Source organism: Cellulomonas sp. S1-8 (assembly GCF_026184235.1).
Classification (GTDB): Bacteria; Actinomycetota; Actinomycetes; order Actinomycetales; family Cellulomonadaceae; genus Cellulomonas.
Genome location: NZ_CP110806.1, coordinates 3801099 through 3819144, shown reverse-complemented (window position 1 = coordinate 3819144; position 18046 = coordinate 3801099). Strand labels below are relative to the sequence as shown.

Annotated in this window: 14 protein-coding genes; 7 read left to right on the top strand and 7 right to left on the bottom strand. The window is 72.1% G+C overall.

Going from position 1 to position 18046, the window contains the following annotated elements; genetic code table 11:
- Positions 1 to 8: 8 nt before the first annotated feature.
- Complete coding sequence (locus OKX07_RS17165; protein WP_265629204.1) at positions 9 to 1226, bottom strand: toxic anion resistance protein; 1218 nt, start codon at positions 1224 to 1226, stop codon at positions 9 to 11.
- A 372-nt stretch (positions 1227 to 1598) separates the two neighbouring features.
- Here OKX07_RS17165 and OKX07_RS17160 point away from each other — a divergent pair, with 372 nt between their 5' ends.
- The 6 genes from OKX07_RS17160 to OKX07_RS17135 all read left to right on the top strand — a co-directional run bounded on the left by OKX07_RS17160 (position 1599) and on the right by OKX07_RS17135 (position 10055).
- A complete protein-coding gene (locus tag OKX07_RS17160) occupies positions 1599 to 4181 on the top strand; it encodes an ATP-dependent Clp protease ATP-binding subunit (RefSeq protein ID WP_265629203.1) in 2583 nt (860 codons plus the stop codon).
- Between the two features lie 309 nt (positions 4182 to 4490).
- Entirely contained in the window at positions 4491 to 5780 is a 1290-nt protein-coding gene (locus OKX07_RS17155; protein WP_265629202.1) for an extracellular solute-binding protein, read from the top strand.
- An 8-nt stretch (positions 5781 to 5788) separates the two neighbouring features.
- Positions 5789 to 6802, top strand: coding sequence for a carbohydrate ABC transporter permease (locus tag OKX07_RS17150; RefSeq protein ID WP_265629201.1), 1014 nt, complete (start codon positions 5789 to 5791; stop codon positions 6800 to 6802).
- Positions 6802 to 7686, top strand: a complete 885-nt coding sequence (locus tag OKX07_RS17145) for a carbohydrate ABC transporter permease (RefSeq protein WP_265629200.1) — start codon at positions 6802 to 6804, stop codon at positions 7684 to 7686. Before OKX07_RS17150 ends, OKX07_RS17145 begins: the two co-directional genes overlap by 1 nt.
- A 53-nt stretch (positions 7687 to 7739) precedes the next feature.
- Positions 7740 to 9293, top strand: coding sequence for a glycoside hydrolase family 43 protein (locus tag OKX07_RS17140; RefSeq protein WP_265629199.1), 1554 nt, complete (start codon positions 7740 to 7742; stop codon positions 9291 to 9293).
- Between the two features lie 180 nt (positions 9294 to 9473).
- Positions 9474 to 10055 (top strand): GNAT family N-acetyltransferase, encoded by a 582-nt coding sequence (locus OKX07_RS17135; protein WP_416220796.1) that lies wholly within the window; start codon positions 9474 to 9476, stop codon positions 10053 to 10055.
- 10 nt (positions 10056 to 10065) lie between these two features.
- On the opposite strand, the gene OKX07_RS17130 is transcribed toward OKX07_RS17135, so the two are convergent.
- The 6 genes from OKX07_RS17130 to OKX07_RS17105 form a co-directional block, all read right to left on the bottom strand.
- On the bottom strand, positions 10066 to 11331 hold the full coding sequence (locus OKX07_RS17130; RefSeq protein WP_265629197.1) for a hypothetical protein: 1266 nt from the start codon (positions 11329 to 11331) through the stop codon (positions 10066 to 10068).
- A gap of 425 nt (positions 11332 to 11756) precedes the next feature.
- Positions 11757 to 12779: an aldo/keto reductase gene (locus OKX07_RS17125; RefSeq protein ID WP_265629196.1), complete on the bottom strand. Its 1023-nt coding sequence runs from the start codon at positions 12777 to 12779 to the stop codon at positions 11757 to 11759.
- Entirely contained in the window at positions 12776 to 14182 is a 1407-nt protein-coding gene (locus tag OKX07_RS17120) for an LLM class flavin-dependent oxidoreductase (protein WP_265629195.1), read from the bottom strand. Before OKX07_RS17120 ends, OKX07_RS17125 begins: the two co-directional genes overlap by 4 nt.
- Entirely contained in the window at positions 14179 to 15045 is an 867-nt protein-coding gene (locus OKX07_RS17115) for an ABC transporter ATP-binding protein (RefSeq protein ID WP_265629194.1), read from the bottom strand. Before OKX07_RS17115 ends, OKX07_RS17120 begins: the two co-directional genes overlap by 4 nt.
- Positions 15021 to 15887, bottom strand: coding sequence for an ABC transporter permease (locus OKX07_RS17110; protein ID WP_265629193.1), 867 nt, complete (start codon positions 15885 to 15887; stop codon positions 15021 to 15023). Before OKX07_RS17110 ends, OKX07_RS17115 begins: the two co-directional genes overlap by 25 nt.
- Positions 15887 to 17008: an ABC transporter substrate-binding protein gene (locus tag OKX07_RS17105; protein WP_265629192.1), complete on the bottom strand. Its 1122-nt coding sequence runs from the start codon at positions 17006 to 17008 to the stop codon at positions 15887 to 15889. Before OKX07_RS17105 ends, OKX07_RS17110 begins: the two co-directional genes overlap by 1 nt.
- A gap of 498 nt (positions 17009 to 17506) precedes the next feature.
- Here OKX07_RS17105 and idi point away from each other — a divergent pair, with 498 nt between their 5' ends.
- Positions 17507 to 18031 (top strand): isopentenyl-diphosphate Delta-isomerase, encoded by a 525-nt coding sequence (idi, locus tag OKX07_RS17100; RefSeq protein ID WP_265629191.1) that lies wholly within the window; start codon positions 17507 to 17509, stop codon positions 18029 to 18031.
- The last annotated feature ends 15 nt before the right edge of the window (positions 18032 to 18046 follow it).

Sequence of the window (18046 nt, the reverse complement as noted above, 5' to 3'; positions counted from 1 at the left end):
TCCGCGCGTCAGCGCAGGCCCAGGTCGAGCGACCCGCTCGCCACCTCGGTGCGGTCCGAGCGCGACACGCGGTCGAGGTACTGCTTGGCCTTCGCCGTCTCGGTCTCCAGCACGCCGACGGTCTGCGCCATCGAGTCCAGCGCCTGCACCTTGAACGTGTCGATCGAGTCCATCGCCGCGAAGATGTCGGAGAACGACTGCTGCAGCTGCGGCAGGCCGATCGTCGCGCTCGCCGCCTGTTGCTGGATCACCACCGACTGCTCGCGCAGCAGCTTGGACGTCGAGGCGATCATGTTCGACGTCGTCGTGTTCAGCGCCGTGATCTGGTCGAGCACGAGCTTCTGGTTGTTCAGCGCCTGCGCCACGAGCACCGCGGTGCGCAGCGCCGAGACCGTCGTCGTCGTCGCCCGGTCGACGCCCTTGATGAGCTCGATGTTGTTCTTGATGATGATGTCGATCGCCAGGTAGCCCTGGATCGACACCGCGAGCTGCGTCAGCAGGTCCTGGTGCTTCTGGCGGACGTAGAACAGGACGTCCTCGCGCAGCGCGCGCGCCCGCTCGGGCTCGGCGATCTCGAGCTGCGCGATCTTCGCGGACAGCTGCGTGTCCAGCGAGCTCGCGACGTAGATGTACTGGTTGAGGCGGCCCATCGCGTCCCAGAGGTTCTGCTTCTCCAGGTTCAGCGCGGCGTTGTCCTTGCGCAGCTCGTCCTGGCCCCGGTAGAGCGCCTTGACGATCGCGTCGATCTGCTTCTGCGAGCTCTCGTAGCGGCGGAAGTAGTCGGTGAGCGTGTCCCCGAACGGCAGGATGCCCAGCAGCTTGCGCCCGACCGTCTTCTCGGAGGGGTCGAGGTCCTCGACCGTGCGGCGCAGGTCCAGCAGGGACTTGCTCACCTGCGACGTCCCGGAGACGCCGCCCTCGCGCAGCTCGCGCACCGGGACCTGCAGCAGCCGGTTCGACGTGTCCGCGGACGCGCGGATGTCCGAGTCGCCCATGAGCCGGATGTCGTCGGCCTTCGCCGCGAACTCCGGCGACCCCGCCTGCACGTTGTCGAGGCTGGTCAGGTACGCGCCGACCTTGGCGTCCAGCCCCGGCAGGGCCGCGGGGTCGACGCGCGGGGCCATCGCCGGGGCGTCGTGCGTGGCCACGGCCGCGACGGGCGCGGGCGCCTCCAGCGCGAAGGCGGACGCCGACGCGGGCGGCTGCAGGGGGCTCGGCTGGGTCATCGGAGGTCCTCCTGGGAGGCGCTGGTGGCGCGGCTGACGTCGGACGACGACGGTGCTGGTCACGGTACCGGAACGCCCGGCCGTGCTGAGCAGAACGGTCGGACGGTGGCGGTGGTTCCACCGGTCGGCGGGCGGGTGTCGCCTCGGTGCGGCGTCGTTGCCGGACAGCGGCTTCGAGGTCGCGCACTTTTCCGGTCAGGACGGCGCGCTCCGCGTCGGTGCGGCAGCAGGTCCCCGCGCTCTCCGCCTGCGGCGAACAGAGGACGTCCGGGGGGTACCCCGCCGTTAGCATCGAAACACGCCGCTTCGTCGGCTCCGCGCAAACCCCTGCTGCGCGGTGCCACCGGGGCACGCCGCTCGTGAGGAGTGCACATGTTCGAGAGATTCACGGACCGAGCCCGTCGCGTGGTCGTCCTCGCCCAGGAAGAGGCGCGGATGCTCAACCACAACTACATCGGCACCGAGCACATCCTCCTGGGACTCATCCACGAGGGTGAGGGTGTCGCGGCCAAGGCCCTGGAGTCGCTCGGGATCTCCCTGGAGGCGGTCCGCGCCCAGGTGCAGGAGATCATCGGCGAGGGCCAGCAGGCCCCGTCGGGTCACATCCCCTTCACGCCGCGCGCCAAGAAGGTCCTGGAGCTGTCGCTGCGCGAGGCGCTGCAGCTCGGCCACAACTACATCGGCACCGAGCACATCCTGCTCGGCCTGATCCGCGAGGGCGAGGGTGTCGCCGCGCAGGTCCTCAACAAGCTGGGCGCCGACCTCAACCGCGTGCGCCAGCAGGTCATCCAGCTCGTCTCCGGCTACCAGGGCAAGGAGCCCGTGGCGTCGGGCGGCCCCGCCGAGGGGCAGCCGTCCGGGTCGGCCGTGCTCGACCAGTTCGGCCGCAACCTCACGCAGGCGGCCCGCGACGGCAAGCTCGACCCGGTCATCGGGCGCGAGAAGGAGATCGAGCGGGTCATGCAGGTGCTGTCCCGCCGCACCAAGAACAACCCGGTGCTGATCGGTGAGCCCGGCGTCGGCAAGACGGCCGTCGTCGAGGGTCTCGCGCAGGACATCGTGCGCGGTGACGTGCCGGAGACGCTGAAGGACAAGCAGCTCTACACGCTCGACCTCGGCGCGCTGGTCGCCGGCTCCCGCTACCGCGGTGACTTCGAGGAGCGCCTGAAGAAGGTCCTCAAGGAGATCCGCACGCGCGGCGACATCATCCTGTTCATCGACGAGATCCACACCCTCGTCGGCGCGGGTGCCGCCGAGGGCGCGATCGACGCCGCGTCGATCCTCAAGCCCATGCTGGCGCGCGGCGAGCTGCAGACCATCGGTGCCACGACGCTCGACGAGTACCGCAAGTACGTCGAGAAGGACCCGGCCCTGGAGCGTCGCTTCCAGCCGATCCAGGTCGCCGAGCCGAACCTGCAGCACGCGATCGAGATCCTCAAGGGCCTGCGCGACCGCTACGAGGCGCACCACCGCGTCTCCATCACGGACGCCGCGCTCGTCGCCGCTGCGACCCTGGCCGACCGGTACGTCAACGACCGGTACCTGCCGGACAAGGCGATCGACCTGGTCGACGAGGCCGGTGCGCGCCTGCGGATCCGTCGCATGACGGCCCCGCCGGAGCTGCGCGAGCTCGACGAGCAGATCGCCGAGACGCGTCGCGACAAGGAGTCCGCGATCGACGAGCAGGACTTCGAGAAGGCTGCGCGCCTGCGCGACGAGGAGAAGCAGCTCGGGCTCAAGCGCATCGAGAAGGAGAAGGCCTGGAAGAACGGCGACCTGGACGCCGTCGCCGAGGTCGACGAGGAGCTCATCGCCGAGGTGCTGGCGAACGCCACGGGCATCCCGGTGTTCAAGCTCACCGAGGAGGAGTCCAGCCGCCTGCTCCACATGGAGGACAACCTGCACAAGCGGGTCGTCGGCCAGGACGCGGCCATCAAGGCGCTGTCGCAGGCCATCCGCCGCACGCGGGCGGGCCTCAAGGACCCGAAGCGTCCCGGTGGGTCGTTCATCTTCGCCGGACCCACGGGCGTCGGCAAGACCGAGCTGGCCCGCGCGCTGGCCGAGTTCCTCTTCGGGGACGAGGACGCGCTCATCCAGCTCGACATGTCGGAGTTCTCCGAGAAGCACACGGTGTCGCGGCTGTTCGGGTCGCCCCCCGGGTACGTCGGGTACGACGAGGGTGGTCAGCTCACCGAGAAGGTGCGCCGCAAGCCGTTCTCCGTCGTCCTGTTCGACGAGGTCGAGAAGGCGCACGCCGACATCTTCAACTCGCTGCTGCAGATCCTCGAGGACGGTCGCCTGACCGACTCGCAGGGCCGCGTCATCGACTTCAAGAACACCGTGATCATCATGACCACGAACCTCGGCACGCGGGACATCGCCAAGGGCGTCATGACCGGCTTCCAGGCCGGTGGCGAGCTCGCGACGGACTACGAGCGCATGAAGGCGAAGGTCAACGACGAGCTCAAGACGCACTTCCGTCCCGAGTTCCTCAACCGCGTCGACGACGTGGTGGTCTTCCCGCAGCTCTCGCAGCCCGAGATCTTCCAGATCGTCGACCTCATGATCGCCAAGCTGGCCAAGCGCCTGCGCGACAAGGACATGGACATCGAGATCACGCCCGCGGCCAAGAAGCTGCTCTCGGAGAAGGGCTACGACCCGGTCCTGGGCGCCCGGCCGCTGCGCCGTGCGATCCAGCGGGAGATCGAGGACGCCCTGTCCGAGAAGATCCTGTTCGGCGAGCTGAAGGCCGGTCAGACGGTCATCGTCGACGCGCAGGGCGAGGGTCTGCTCGGGGAGTTCATCTTCACGGGCGTCCCGCGCAGCACCCGCGACAAGGAGCCCCTGGTCGTCGGCGCGGCCGTCGGGACCCCGCACTCCGGCACCGACGTCCCGCCCGCCCCGCCGGCCACGGCCCGCGGCGACGGCGGCACGGGTCTCGCCCCGGCCTCCTGACCGCCGGCACCACCGACGCAAGGCCCCGGCCCCGCAAGGGGCCGGGGCCTTCGTCGTGCGCGCCGAGAGGCGCGCCACGCCGGGGTCCCATCCGACGGTGTTGTGCAGGTTTGACGTTACACACGCGTGCTGCCACAGTCGGTACCGGTCGCCCGGCATGACGCGGGTGCGTCCGGCAGCCGTCCAACGAGGGACGGAGCGCGTCCGTGCGTGGCGCGCGCAGCCGGTCGGCGCATCCCGGCTCTCCAGGCGGCACCCGGCGCACGCGTCCGGGATCGGGATCGGACGACTCGACGAAGAGGACAGACGATGACGACGAAGAAGACGTTCGCGGCTGCGGCCGCGGTGGTCATGGGAGCCCTGGCGCTCACCGCCTGCGCGGGCTCGGACGACGACGGTGCGGGCGGCGACGGCGCGGTCCAGATGACGTTCTGGCACAACTCCACCACCGACGACGGCAAGGCCTACCAGGAGGACATCGCGGCGGCCTTCGAGGCCGAGAACCCCGGTGTCGAGATCACCCTGCAGGTCGTCCAGAACGAGGAGATGGACGGCAAGCTGCAGACCGCCCTGAACTCCGGCGACGCCCCGGACATCTTCATGGCGCGCGGCGGCGGCAAGCTCGCCGACATCGTCGAGGCCGGCCAGGTGATGGACCTGACCGACCTGGTCGACGACGCCACGCGCGACGCCCTGGGCGGGACGATCGACGCCTTCACCATCGACGACAAGGTCTACGGCATCCCGACCGCCGTGCTGCCCGGCGGCATCTTCTACAGCAAGGACCTGTTCGCCGCGGCCGGCATCGAGACGCTGCCGACGACCATGGCCGAGCTGGAGGACGCCGTCGCCAAGCTCGAGGCGTCGGGCGTCGAGCCGATCGCGCTGGGTGCCAAGGACGCGTGGCCGGCCGCGCACTGGTACTACTTCTACGCGCTGCGGGCCTGCTCGCAGGAGACCATCGCCGCGGCCGCCGCCGACCGCAGCTTCGACGACCCGTGCTGGACGCAGGCCGGCGAGGAGTTCGCGGCGTTCGCCGAGAAGGAGCCCTTCAACGAGGGCTACCTCACGACCACCGCGCAGCAGGGTGCCGGTTCCTCGGCGGGCCTCGTGGCCAACCACCAGGCCGCCATGGAGCTCATGGGTGCCTGGGACCCCGGCGTCATCGGCGGGCTGACGCCGGACGGCGAGCCGCTGGCCGACCTCGGCTGGTTCCCGTTCCCGGCGGTCGACGGCGGCGCGGGCGACCCGACGGCGATGATGGGCGGCATCGACGGCCTCACCTGCCACGTCGATGCGCCGGTGGAGTGCGCCGAGTTCCTCAACTTCCTGCTCCTGAAGGAGAACCAGGAGGCGTTCGCCGAGGCGTTCGTGACGCTCCCGGCCAGCAAGGACGCACAGGGCGTCGTCACCGACCCCGCCCTGCTGGACGTGCTCGCCGCGTACAACGACGCCGCGTACGTGTCGGTGTGGCTCGACACCCTGTTCGGTCAGAACGTCGGCAACGCGCTGAACACGGCCGTCGTCGAGATGCTGGCCGGTCAGGGCGACGCCGAGAGCATCGTCGCGACCGTCAACGCCGCGGCAGCCAAGGAGTAGCAGCCTCCATGACCAGCTCCCAGGGCGGGAACGCGCTGGAGGCGACGTCGCCCGGGGCCGGCCCCGCGGCCGGGGACGGTGCCCGTACGGCACCGTCCCCGGCCCGTCGGCCCCGCGGGATCGACTGGCGCCAGCGGGCAGAGATCGCCCTGCTCGCCGGCCCGGCGATCGTCGTCTTCGTCGCGTTCGTGATCTTCCCCGTCGTCATGGCGGCGTACTACGGGTTCTTCCGGTGGAAGGGCTACGGCCCGGCCACCGACTTCATCGGGCTGCAGAACTACGTCGCGATCCTGCAGGACCCGACGTTCCAGGACGCGCTGCGGCACAACGGCTTCATCGTCGTGATGTCGCTGGTGATGCAGGGACCCGCCGCGGTGGCGCTCGCGCTGCTGCTCAACCGACGGATGCGCGGGCGCTCGGTCATCCGGGTGCTGATCTTCGTGCCCTACGTCATCTCCGAGGTCATCGTCGGCGTCGGCTGGAGCCTGATGCTCCAGACGACGGGCGCGGTGAACGGGTTCCTCACGAAGATCGGGCTCGAGTCCTGGGCGGTCGACTGGCTGTCCGACCCCGACATCGCGATCTGGTCGCTGATGATCATCATCACCTGGAAGTACATCGGCTTCGCCGTGATCCTCTTCCTCGCGGGGCTGCAGTCGATCCCCGAGGAGCTGCACGAGGCCGCCGCGATCGACGGGGCGTCGTTCTGGCAGGCGCAGCGCAGCATCACGCTGCCGCTGCTCGGGCCCACGATGCGGATCTGGGCGTTCCTGTCGATCATCGGGGCGCTGCAGCTGTTCGACCTCGTCTACATCATCTGGGGCCAGTACGTGTCCGCCACGGCCGGCACCTCGACGATGGCGACGTACATGGTGCTCAACGGGCGCAACGCCGGGAACTACGGCTTCGGCAACGCGGTGGCCGTCGTGCTGTTCCTCATCTCGCTGGTCATCGCGCTCACGTACCAGCGCTTCGTGCTCCGGCGCGACACCGAGGGTGCGCTCACGGGAGGGACGAAGTGATGACTGCCGTCGCCGTGCCGACGACCCCGGCCAGGCCCCCGGTGCCCAAGCGCCGCCGCGGATCGACGCTCGAGCGGGTCAACCCGGTGGTGTATGTGGTCGCGTGGCTGCTCGTGGGCCTGTGCATCGGACCCGTCGCCTTCATCATCCTCGGCGGGCTGCGGACGAACTCGCAGATCACCGCGGACCCGTCCGGGTTCCCCACCACGTGGGAGTGGGGCAACTACTCGTCGGTGCTCACCAGCTCGCTGTTCTGGCAGCAGGCGGCGAACTCCGCGATCGCCGGCATCGCGACGACGGCCGGCGTGGTGGTCCTCGGTCTCATGGCGAGCTACGTGCTGGCCCGCTACCGGTTCAACGGCCGGGGGGCGATGTACTCGCTGTTCGCGGCGGGCCTGATGTTCCCCATGACCGTGGCCATCACGCCGCTGTACATCCTCATCAAGAACCTCGGCCTGATGAACACCCTGGCCGGCATCATCCTGCCGCAGATCGCGTTCGCGCTCCCGGTGACCGTCATCATCCTCGTGCCGTTCCTGCGGGCCATCCCCAAGGAGCTGGAGGAGGCCGCGTCGATCGACGGTGCGAGCCGGCTCGGGTTCTTCGTCAGGATGGTCGTCCCGCTGTCCCTGCCGGGTGTCGTGACGGTCGGCATCCTCGCGTTCGTCGCGAGCTGGAACAGCTACATGCTGCCGCTGTTCATCCTCAACGACGAGGTGATGTACACGCTGCCGCTGGGCGTGCAGTCGTTCGCCTCGCAGTACTCGGTCGACACCGCCCGCGTGCTGGCGTTCGTGTCGTTGTCGATGATCCCCGCCCTGGTCTTCTTCTCGATGTTTGAGCGGCGCATCGTCGGTGGGCTCACCGGCGCCGTCAAGGGCTGAGTACTGCAGCACGCACCTGGCACCACCCTGATCGACATGGAGGTCGACCACGCATGAGCACGGTCCAGAACCCGATCCTTCCCGGGTGCTACCCGGACCCGTCGATCTGCCGGGTGGGTGACGACTACTACCTGGTGACCTCGACGTTCGAGTACCTGCCGGGCCTGCCGGTGCTGCACAGCCGGGACCTGGTGACCTGGGAGCAGATCGGCCACGTCGTCCACCGGCCCGGTCAGCTCGACTACACCGGCATCGCGTCCTCCGGTGGCCTCTACGCGCCGACGATCCGGCACCACGACGGCCTGTTCTGGGTCATCTGCACGCTCGTCGGCCAGCCGCACGGCAACCCGGGCGGCAACTTCGTCATGACGGCGACGGACCCGGCCGGCCCGTGGTCGGACCCGATGTGGCTCGACGCCGACGGCATCGACCCGTCGATCTTCTTCGACGACGACGGCCGCATCTGGGTGCACGGCACCCGCCTGGCGCGCGAGCCGGAGTGGTTCCACCAGACCGAGGTGTGGATCCGCGAGCTCGACCCCGCGACCACCAAGCTCACAGGCCCGGAGCACGTGGTGTGGTCCGGGGCCGTGAAGGGCGCCGTCTGGGCCGAGGCCCCGCACCTCTACAAGGTCGACGGCACGTACTACCTGATGGCGGCCGAGGCCGGCACCGAGTTCCACCACGCCGAGAGCATCGCCCAGTCGGAGTCCGTGACCGGCCCGTACGTGGGCACCCGGGGCAACCCGATCCTCACGCACCGGCACCTGGGGCGGCAGTACCCGGTGGTCGGGGCGGGCCACGCGGACCTCGTGGAGGCGGCCGACGGCAGCTGGTGGGCCGTGCTGCTGGCCATGCGCACGTACGGCGGCTACCACTACCCGCTGGGCCGCGAGACGTTCCTCGTCCCCGTGGTCTGGGAGGACGGCTGGCCGGTGTTCGCGCCGGGCGTCGGGCGGGTGCCCGACGAGGTCGAGGTGCCGTTCGCGACGGGCCCCGCGCGGGGCCTGGTCCAGGGGCTGACCTCGGGTGCGGTGCCGTCGGACGACCCGCGGTGGACCGCCGTGCGCGCGCTGCCCACCCAGGTCGCCACGCCCGCGGGCGACGGCTGGGACCTGCCGCTGCGCGCCGCGACCCTCGCCGACGTCGAGGTCCCCGCGTTCCTCGGGGTGCGGCTGCAGCACCAGGACGCCGACCTCACGGTGCGGGTGGGGGTCGACCTCGCCGAGGGTGAGGAGGTCGGGGTGGCCGTGCGGCAGTCCGAGAAGGACCACGTGCGCCTGGCCGTCACCACCCAGGACGGTGTCGTCCGCGCGCAGGTCGTGCACCGGCAGCGCGACGAGGACCGTGTCCTCGGCGAGGCGTCGGTGACCGGCGGTTCCCCGCTCACCCTCGTCGTCCGTGCGCGCGGCGTGGACCTGGACCTGCTCGTCGGTGCGGGCGACGACGCACCCGTCGTCGTCGGCTCGGCCCTGGCGACCGACCTCGACACCGTCGCGACCGGCGGCTTCCTGGGCTTGTGGCTCGGCGTCTACGGCACGAGCAACGGCCGCCCGACGCAGACCATCGCCCACATCGAGCGCGTGGAGTACACGCCGACCGACTGATGCCGGCACGGGCTGGATCGACCTCTCACCCCCCATGGGCGTGAGAGTCCAATCCAGCCGCCCCGGGGCTGGATTGCTCTCTCACCACCTCGTGAGTGAGCAATCCAGCTCCACTTGATGGGCGCGAGAGAGCAATCCAGTCACGCCGGGGTGCGGGCGGACCGTGGCGAGCCCGAGAGGATGGGGGACGTGACCCACCCAAGGACGACCCGCCCGATCACCCTCGACGACGTGCCCGCGCTCGTCGACGTCCTCGTCGCCAACCGCGCCTTCCTCGCCCCGTGGCAGTCGGTCCGCGACGACGCGTACTTCACGCCCGCCGGGCAGCGCGACGTGGTCCGTGACGCGATCGACCTGGCAGGGCGTGGCCTCGGCCGCGTCCACGTCGTCCTCGACGAGGGGCGCGTGGTGGGCCGGGCGACCTTGTCCGGCGTGGTCCGCGGGGCTCTGCAGTCGTGCGCGCTGGGCTACTGGGTCGCGGAGGCGAACAACGGCCGTGGCCTAGCGACGGCCGCGGTGGCGGAGATGCTGGACGTCGCGTTCGGCGAGCTCCGTCTGCACCGCGTCCAGGCGGAGACGCTGGTGCACAACACCGCGTCCCAGCGGGTGCTCGAGCGCAACGGGTTCACGCGGTACGGCACGGCGCCGCAGTACCTGCGTATCGCGGGCACCTGGCAGGACCACGCGATGTTCCAGGTGCTGAACCCGGCCACCGAGGACTGTGAATCCGGAGCAGGGGTGAGTGTCGCTGTCGGCCGGTGACTCGTCGAGATCACCCGACCAGGTACACCAGCACCGGGAGCCCGACGAGAAGCGCGACCGGGACCGTCCAGGGCCAGGTGCGCCCGCCCCGGTGGACAGGTGGTCGATCTTGCTCCGCCCCTACGTGCGCGCCCCGAACGGGATGGAGGTCGCTCGCGAGCCATCCCCACGGCCACGCCGCGTGGAGACCGCTGCGCACCACCGGCTCGGCGGCGCCCGAGCGACGTGACCAGCGGTCACGGTCGGAGCGCACGCTCCTCAGGTCCAGCACGACCAAGCCGAGAGCAGCACCGCGCAGCAGCGGCCGTCTCCCGGTGGCAGGCCGGGACACCACGGCAAGGGTGAGGCACGCCGACGTGCCGAGCACGACGGCACCCGCCGCCACAGCAGCCAGTGCGCCCGCGACTCGCTCGTCCGGCACGTCCAGAGCTGCCCAGGCAGAGAAGAACGCCCAGATCCAGAGGACGACGCTGAGGATCCCCCAGAGAGAGGCGAGCGCCGCGAGGCCGAGGGACTCCCGGGTCGCGGCCATGTACGCCGCCAAGGTGAACATCGCGATCCCACCGGACAGCAGCACGAGTGCGGACACGGCGGCGGACGGTGTGGTCCAGCCCATCGCCCACGCCGTGCCGACGACCGCCATCGGGGCAGTCAGCAGCAGCGCATCCTGGACATGCTCGACCGTGGACGACGCCCGACGGGCGGCCAGGGATCGTACTGCTGCGACCAGGCGCTCGAGCCGGACCTGGCGACGTGCCCGGGCACGCAGAGTGACAGCGTCGGGGTCCGACGCCAGCTCGGCGGCGTCGGCGGCGAAGAACGACACGAGGAGCGCGCCGAGGATCGGCCCGCCGACTCCCGCGACGTCGAGGACTCGCGGCGCGTCGGCCAGGTGCGGGCCTACGGCCACGAGGGCTGTCAGCCACGAGAGGAAGACCATCGCCCTCGCGACGTTCTGCAGCAGGAGGGTGCGCCCTGCGAGCTCCACATCGGGCGCGGTGTGCGGGGCCGCCGGCCTCGCGGCGCGGTCGGCGCTCACCGCGACCTGCAACGCGATCGACAGCACGACCAGGAAGGACAGCGCCGCGATGACCCTGTCCGAGCTCGGTGCGGGCACGAGCAGCGTCACCGACTGATCCGGTGCGGCACGGTGCGCGGACCACTCGTTGAGTCCGACCACGACCCAGATCAGGGCCAGGGTGAAGACTGCGGAGAGCAGCCCGCCTCCGATCAGTCGCCGGATCCTGCGCCAGAACGCGTCGTAGGCGTCGATCACCCTGCGCGTCTCCGCCATCGGGTCGACGGGACGCGTGTCGACGACCTGGGCGGCGGATGTGGACGGGGCGACCCGAGGTTGCGACCGGGCCGCGGGTGCGGCCGACCTCGTTGCGCGACCCAGCCGCGCGAGTAGTTCCCCGACACCTCGACCCATCGGCTGCCCCCGTCGTCCGTCCCGTCGGTGCGAGGCTCCCACAGGGGTCTGACACCCTCGGAGGGGGAGCGCGTCCGCCGGCGACGGGAGGGCGGTCCAGCTTGGAGCCAGGTGCTGGATCGCCCTCTCGCCGTCATCCGGTGACCGGTTTCGCTACCTCGCGCCCGGAGGCACGGGCTGGATTGCTCTCTCGCGCTCACAGGGGAGTGCTGGATTGCTCTCTCACCAGGTGGTGAGAGAGCAATCCAGCAACGGTCGCGCGGTGTGGGTCAGCGGCGGCGGGTGGTGGGGTCCGTGATCGACGGGGGGTGGTAGCCCGCGTCGGCCGGGTTGAGGGTGGTGCCCGGCGGGACGATGCGGTCGATCTCGTCGAGGACGTCGGCCGGCAGGCGGACGTCGAGCGCCGTGAGGGCCGCGTCGAGGTGCGCCTGCGTGCGCGGGCCGATGATCGCGCTCGACACCGCGGGGTGCGCCAGGACGAACCCGAGCGCGAGCTGCACGAGGGTCAGCCCAGCGGCCTCCGCGACCTTCGTGAGCTGCTGCACCGCCTCCGCCTTGCCGACGTTCTCCGGCAGCGTCGGGTCGTGACGGCCCGGCTGGCGCTGGTGCCGCGGGGAGTCCCCGCGTGCGCCGTCCAGTGCGCGCCCCGACAGCCAGCCGCCCGCCAGGGGGCTCCACGGCAGCACGCCCAGCCCGTACTCCAGGGCCAGCGGCAGCACCTCGCGCTCGACGCCCCGCGCGAGGACCGAGTACGGCGGCTGCTCGGTCGCGGGCCGGGCGTACCGGCGGTCCGCCGCGACCCACTGCGCCTGGACGATCTGCGACGGCAGGAACGTCGACGTCCCGACGTACAGGACCTTGCCGGCACGCACGAGGTCGTCGAGCGCGCCGAGCGTCTCGTCCAGGGCCGTCCCCGGCTCCGGGCGGTGCACCTGGTAGACGTCGATCCGGTCGGTCTGCAGCCGACGCAACGAGTCCTCGACGGCCCGCACGATCCACCGCCGCGAGTTGCCCGCGTGGTTGACCTCGTCGGACAGCCGGCCGTGGACCTTGGTCGCGAGGACCACGTCGTCGCGACGCCCCGCGAGGGCCTTGCCGACGATCGTCTCGGACTCGCCGCGCGAGTAGACGTCGGCGGTGTCGACGACGTTGATGCCGGCGTCGAGCGCGCGGTGCAGGATCGCGGCCGACGCGTCGTGGTCGGGGTTGCCCCAGGCGCCGAAGTTCATGGTCCCGAGCGTGAGCGGGGACACCTGGACCCCGGTGCGGCCGAGCGGACGGTACGTGGTCATGCGCGTGCTCCTTCGTGGGTGGCGCTGGTGGTGGTGGCGACGCGGCCGAGGTCGCGTGCGCCCGTGCGGTGGCGCGGGTGCGTGGGACGGGCCAGCCCGTAGTGGTCGCGCAGCGTCGTGCCGGTGTACGCGTCGCGGAACAGGCCGCGGTCGACGAGCACGGGCACGACCTGGTCGACGAAGTCCTCCAGGCCCGACGGCAGCACCGCGGGCATGATGTTGAACCCGTCGGCGGCACCCGCGTCCCACCACTCCTGGATCGCGTCGGCGACCTGCTCGGCCGTCCCGGAGAACGTCCGGTGCCCGCGCCCGCCGCCCAGCCGACCGATGAGCTGCCGCACCGTCAGGCGCTCGCGCCGGGCCAGCTCGACGATCAGCGTGTACCGGGACTTGGCGCCCTCGATCTCGTCCTCGCCCGGCAGGTCGGCCGGCAGCTCGCGGTCGAGCGGCAGGTCGTCGGGGGCGACGCGCAGCGTCCTGGCGAGCTGGGCGCGCGCGTACTCGGGCCGGATCAGCCGGTCGAGCTCGTCCTCCTTGGCCTTAGCCTCGGCCTGCGTCGCCCCGATGACGGGCACGATGCCCGGCAGCACGAGCAGCCCCGCGGGGTCACGGCCCCACTCGACGGCCCGCCGCTTGAGGTCGGTCGCGAACGCGAGCGCGTCGTCGAGCGTCTGCTGCGCCGTGAACACCGCCTCCGCGTACCGCGCGGCCAGGTCCTTGCCGTCGTCGGACGACCCCGCCTGCACGAGCAGCGGGTACGCCTGCGGCGAGCGCGGCGTGGTCAGCGCCCCGGCCACGCCGAAGTGCTCGCCGACGTGCCCCGGAGGGTGGATGCGCGCCGCGTCCCCCCAGACCCCGGTCTCCTTGTCGCCGATCTCGACGTCGTCCTCCCACGAGTCCCAGAGCGCCAGGGCGACGTCGATGAACTCGGCGGCGCGGGCGTACCGGGCGCGGTGGGACGGCAGCTCGTCGAGCCCGAAGTTGCGTGCCGCGTCGAGGTGGGCCGTCGTCACGATGTTCCAGCCGGCGCGACCGCCGCTGATGTGGTCGACCGACGCGAACCGCCGCGCCAGGTTGTACGGGTCGTTGTACGTCGTCGACGCGGTGGCGATCAGCCCGATGCGGCTGGTCACCGCCGCGATCGCGGCCAGCACGACCGTCGGCTCGAGCGTGCCCGAGGGTCGACGCCCGACGTCGCTGAACAGCGCCGGGCCGTCGGCGAAGAAGATCGAGTCCAGGTGCCCGCGCTCGGCGGTCTGGGCCAGGCGCTGCAGGTACGCGATGTTCGTGCTCCGGTACGACGGGTCGGACTCCGGCAGGCGCCACGACGCCTCGTGGTGGCCGGTGCTCATGAGGAACGCGTTGAGGTGCAGCTGCCCCTCGCGGCGGGGTCGGGTGGTCATGGTGTGCTCCTGTCGTGCTCGGGTGAGGGCGGGTGGACGACGACCGGGACGCCCAGGGCGTCGAGCAGCTCGCGGCGCAGCGCCACGTAGCCCGCGTCGGCCGGGTCGCGGTGGTCGACGGGGACGTCGAGCGCGATGCGCCCGGCGTCGAGCACGACGATGCGGTCGGCGAGGACGATCGACTCGTCGACGTCGTGCGTGACCAGCAGCACCGCGGGCCGGTGCCGCGCGCACAGCTCGCGCAGCAGCGTGTGCATGCGGGTGCGGGTCAGGGCGTCGAGCGCCCCGAACGGCTCGTCGGCGAGCAGCAGCTGCGGCTCGCGGACGAGGGACCGGGCGAGGGACACCCGCTGCTGCTCGCCCCCGGACAGCTCGGTGGGCCACGCGCGCTCGCGCCCGGCCAGGCCGACCTCCGCGAGGCGTTCGGTGCCGAGGTCGCGGGCGCCCGGACCGCGCAGGCCGAGGGTCACGTTGTCGAGCACCCGCGCCCACGGCAGCAGCCGCGAGTCCTGGAACACGACCGACACCCGCTGCGGGACGGCGATCGTGCCCGTGCCGTGCACGTCGTGGTCGAGCCCGGCCAGGGCGCGCAGCAGGGTGCTCTTGCCGGAGCCGCTGCGCCCGAGGATCGCGACGAACTCGCCGGCGGCGATGTCGAGGTCCAGGCCGCGCAGCACGCGGCCGTCGCCCTCGCCGAGCCCGTAGGCCCGGACCAGGTCGCGCACGACGACGGACCCGTCGTCCGTCGTCACGCGCTCGTCCGCCAGGACGCCGTGGGCGGGTGCGGGCACGGCGGACCTTGCCGGGACGCGCGCGTCCTCGGTGGGCCCCGGGGCGGTCAGTCCGCCAGCGTGCGTCGCCATGACAGGGCCCTCCTCTGCACGAGACGGACGAGCAGGTCGGAGCCGTAGCCGAGGATCCCGTAGAGCACGAGCCCGACGACGATGACGTCGGTCTGGCCGTAGGTGCGGGCGAGCTCCATCATGTAGCCGATGCCGGCGGTGCCGTTGATCTGCTCGACGACCACCAGGGCCAGCCAGCAGCCGGTGACCGCGAACCGCAGCCCCAGCAGGAAGCCGGGCAGCGCCCCGGGGAGCACGACCTTGGTCAGGAAGTGCCACCGCGACAGCCCCACGGTCTCGGCGAGCTCGACGTACCGCGCGTCGATCGTCCGCAGGCCGTTGTGCGTGTGGATGTACACGGGGATGAGGACGCCGAGCAGGATCGTGACGACCTTCATGGTCTCGCCGATGCCGAGCCACAGGATGAGCAGCGGCAGCAGCGCGAGGCTCGGGATGGCCCGCTTGAGCTGGACGGGCCCGTCGACGATCGCCTCGCCCCAGCGGCTGAGCCCGGCGACGACCGCGAGCACGGTCCCGGCGAGGATGCCGAGGACGAGCCCGGACAGCGCGCGCCCGGCGGACACCGCGAGGTGCTCCTGCAGGCGCCCCTCGGCGACGAGGTCCGCGCCCGTCGTGACGACCGTCCACGGTGCGGACAGCGTGCGCGGGTCGATGAGACCGACGGCGCTGCCGAGGGCCCAGACGCCCAGCAGCACGCCCAGCCCGATCAGCGGTCCGCCGCGCAGCGGCCGGCCCGGGCCGAGGCGGCGGCCGGTGCGCGACGCCCGGCGCGCGGGCGACGGGCGCGCGGGAGTCCGGTCGACCGGTCGCGTCAGGCCCCGGGGCAGGGAGAGGGTCGACATCAGCCGGCCTCCTGCTCGCGGTAGGCGGCTGCGGCGTCGGCGACGACGGGCGCGAAGCGCTCGTCCCACAGGTCGGCGGCGTCGATCACGTCGTTGCCGGTGGCCGCGGCGAGCAGCGCGACGGTCTCCTGGTGCCGGGCGATGTGCTCGGTCCAGTCCGCGGGGACGTCGGGGGTGCCGGCGCGCCCGACCAGGTAGTCGGCGTCGGCGGGGCTCAGCCCCTGGTCCTCGACGTAGTACCCGGCCTTCCACTCCTCGGGGTGGTCGTGCACCCAGAGCTTGGCCTGCGCCCAGAGCTGCACGTAGGCGCGCAGGGCCGCAGCCTTGGCGGGGTCGTCGATCACCGTCGTCGGCACGTAGAGGTGGCTCGGGTCGTCGCGCAGGCCGTGGCGCACGGTGTGGGCGCCGTCGGGGCCGTACTTCTCGAGGTAGCGGGCGATCTGCACGCCGCCGATGGGCGCGATGTCGACCTCGCCCGCGGCGAGCGCGGTGGTGTACACGTCGCCGTTGCTGGGCAGCTCGACGAGCGTGACGTCGTCCTGGGTCAGGCCCGCCTCCTCGAGCGCGCGCAGCACGATGACGCCCTGCGCCTGGCCGGGGGAGTACGCCACCCGGTGCCCGGCGAAGTCCTCGAGGGACTCGACGCCGTCGACCCCGGGCGCGACCCCGAACTCGTAGATCGGGTTCTCCTGCCAGTCCTCGCGGTACACGGCCGCGACGATCTTCACGTCGAGCCCCGTCCACTCCGCGTGGATCGGCGGGATGTCCGCGACCGCGCCCACGTCCAGGGCCCCGGCCCGGAACGCCTCGGTGGTCTGCGGCCCGCCGGACAGGTTGGCCCACTCGATGGTGAAGCCGAGGTCCGAGTCCAGGTCGTCGCCGGCGATCGCGACGGCCTTCTGGGTGGTCGGGTCACCGACGACGAGCGTCGTCCCGGCGGGCACCGCGGTGGGGAGCGCGGCCGTGGCGGGCGCCGTCGTGGGGTCGTCGGCCGACGCGTCGCCGGCGCACGCGGCGAGCAGGGCGGGCAGGAGGGCCGCGGCCGCGACGGCGGCGAGGCGGTGACGCGCGGTGCGGCCGGTGCGGCCGGCGCGGGTCCGGTCGGGAGGTGCGAACGGCATGGTGGAGCCTTCCGGGCAGGGAGGGGCCGTCGTCGACGACGCGGCGGTGGTCGGGCAGGGTGCGGGCACACGTCCGGGCCTCCCGGCGTCGGTCCTGGGGTGGCGGACGACGACGGGTGGGGACGTGCCGGTGGCGAGGGAGGCCGGGCGCCGGGAGGCGGGGGGACGGCCGTGGCGACGGGGGCCGCGGGCGACGGATCGCGGGCGACGGGTCGCGGGTGGGGCGGCGGGTCAGCGACAGCGCGGGGCCGGACACGACCGACACGCACGGACGCGCAGCGGCGACGCTGCGGTGTGCGGGGCGGTGGTCATGCGGAAGAGAATGACATACCGAATTGGTCGGATATAACTGACGACCGCATCCTGAGACGCGACGCCCACCCGCCCCGACTTGCCCCCGCGGCGACGACCGGACACCGTAGGCGTCTGCCGGTCCCCGGCCCCGCCTGCCGGGCACGCCGCAGGCCCGGCGGACGCGTGCAGGGGGAGGGCGGGCGCATGGCGGAGACGGACCTGGTCGAGCTGGTCGACGAGCACGGGCGCGCGACGGGCTCGACGACCGTGGGGCAGGCCCACAGCGCTCCGGGCCGCCTGCACCGGGCCTTCTCGGTGGTCGTCACGCGGCCCGACGGGCAGCTGCTGCTGCAGCGCCGCGCGGACGCCAAGCTGCGCTTCCCGGGCCTGTGGACCAACACGTGCTGCGGCCACCCGCTGCCCGGTGCGGACCTGCACGCCCGCGCGACCCTGCGCGTGCGCGAGGAGCTCGGGGTCGAGCTGGTCGACGTGCGCGAGGTCGGCACCTTCCGGTACCGGGCGCAGGACGGCGCGTCGGGCCACGTCGAGAGCGAGCACGACCACGTCCTGGTGGGCGGGTGCACCGGCGAGCTGCGCCCGGACCCCGCCGAGGTCGCGGAGACGGCCTGGGTCACCCCGGAGCGCGCCCACGAGATGGTCGAGGCGGGCCTGACGACCCCCTGGTTCGTCGACGTCCTGCGCCTCATGAACGCCCACCCCACCGACTGAGCCACGAGTGCGGGG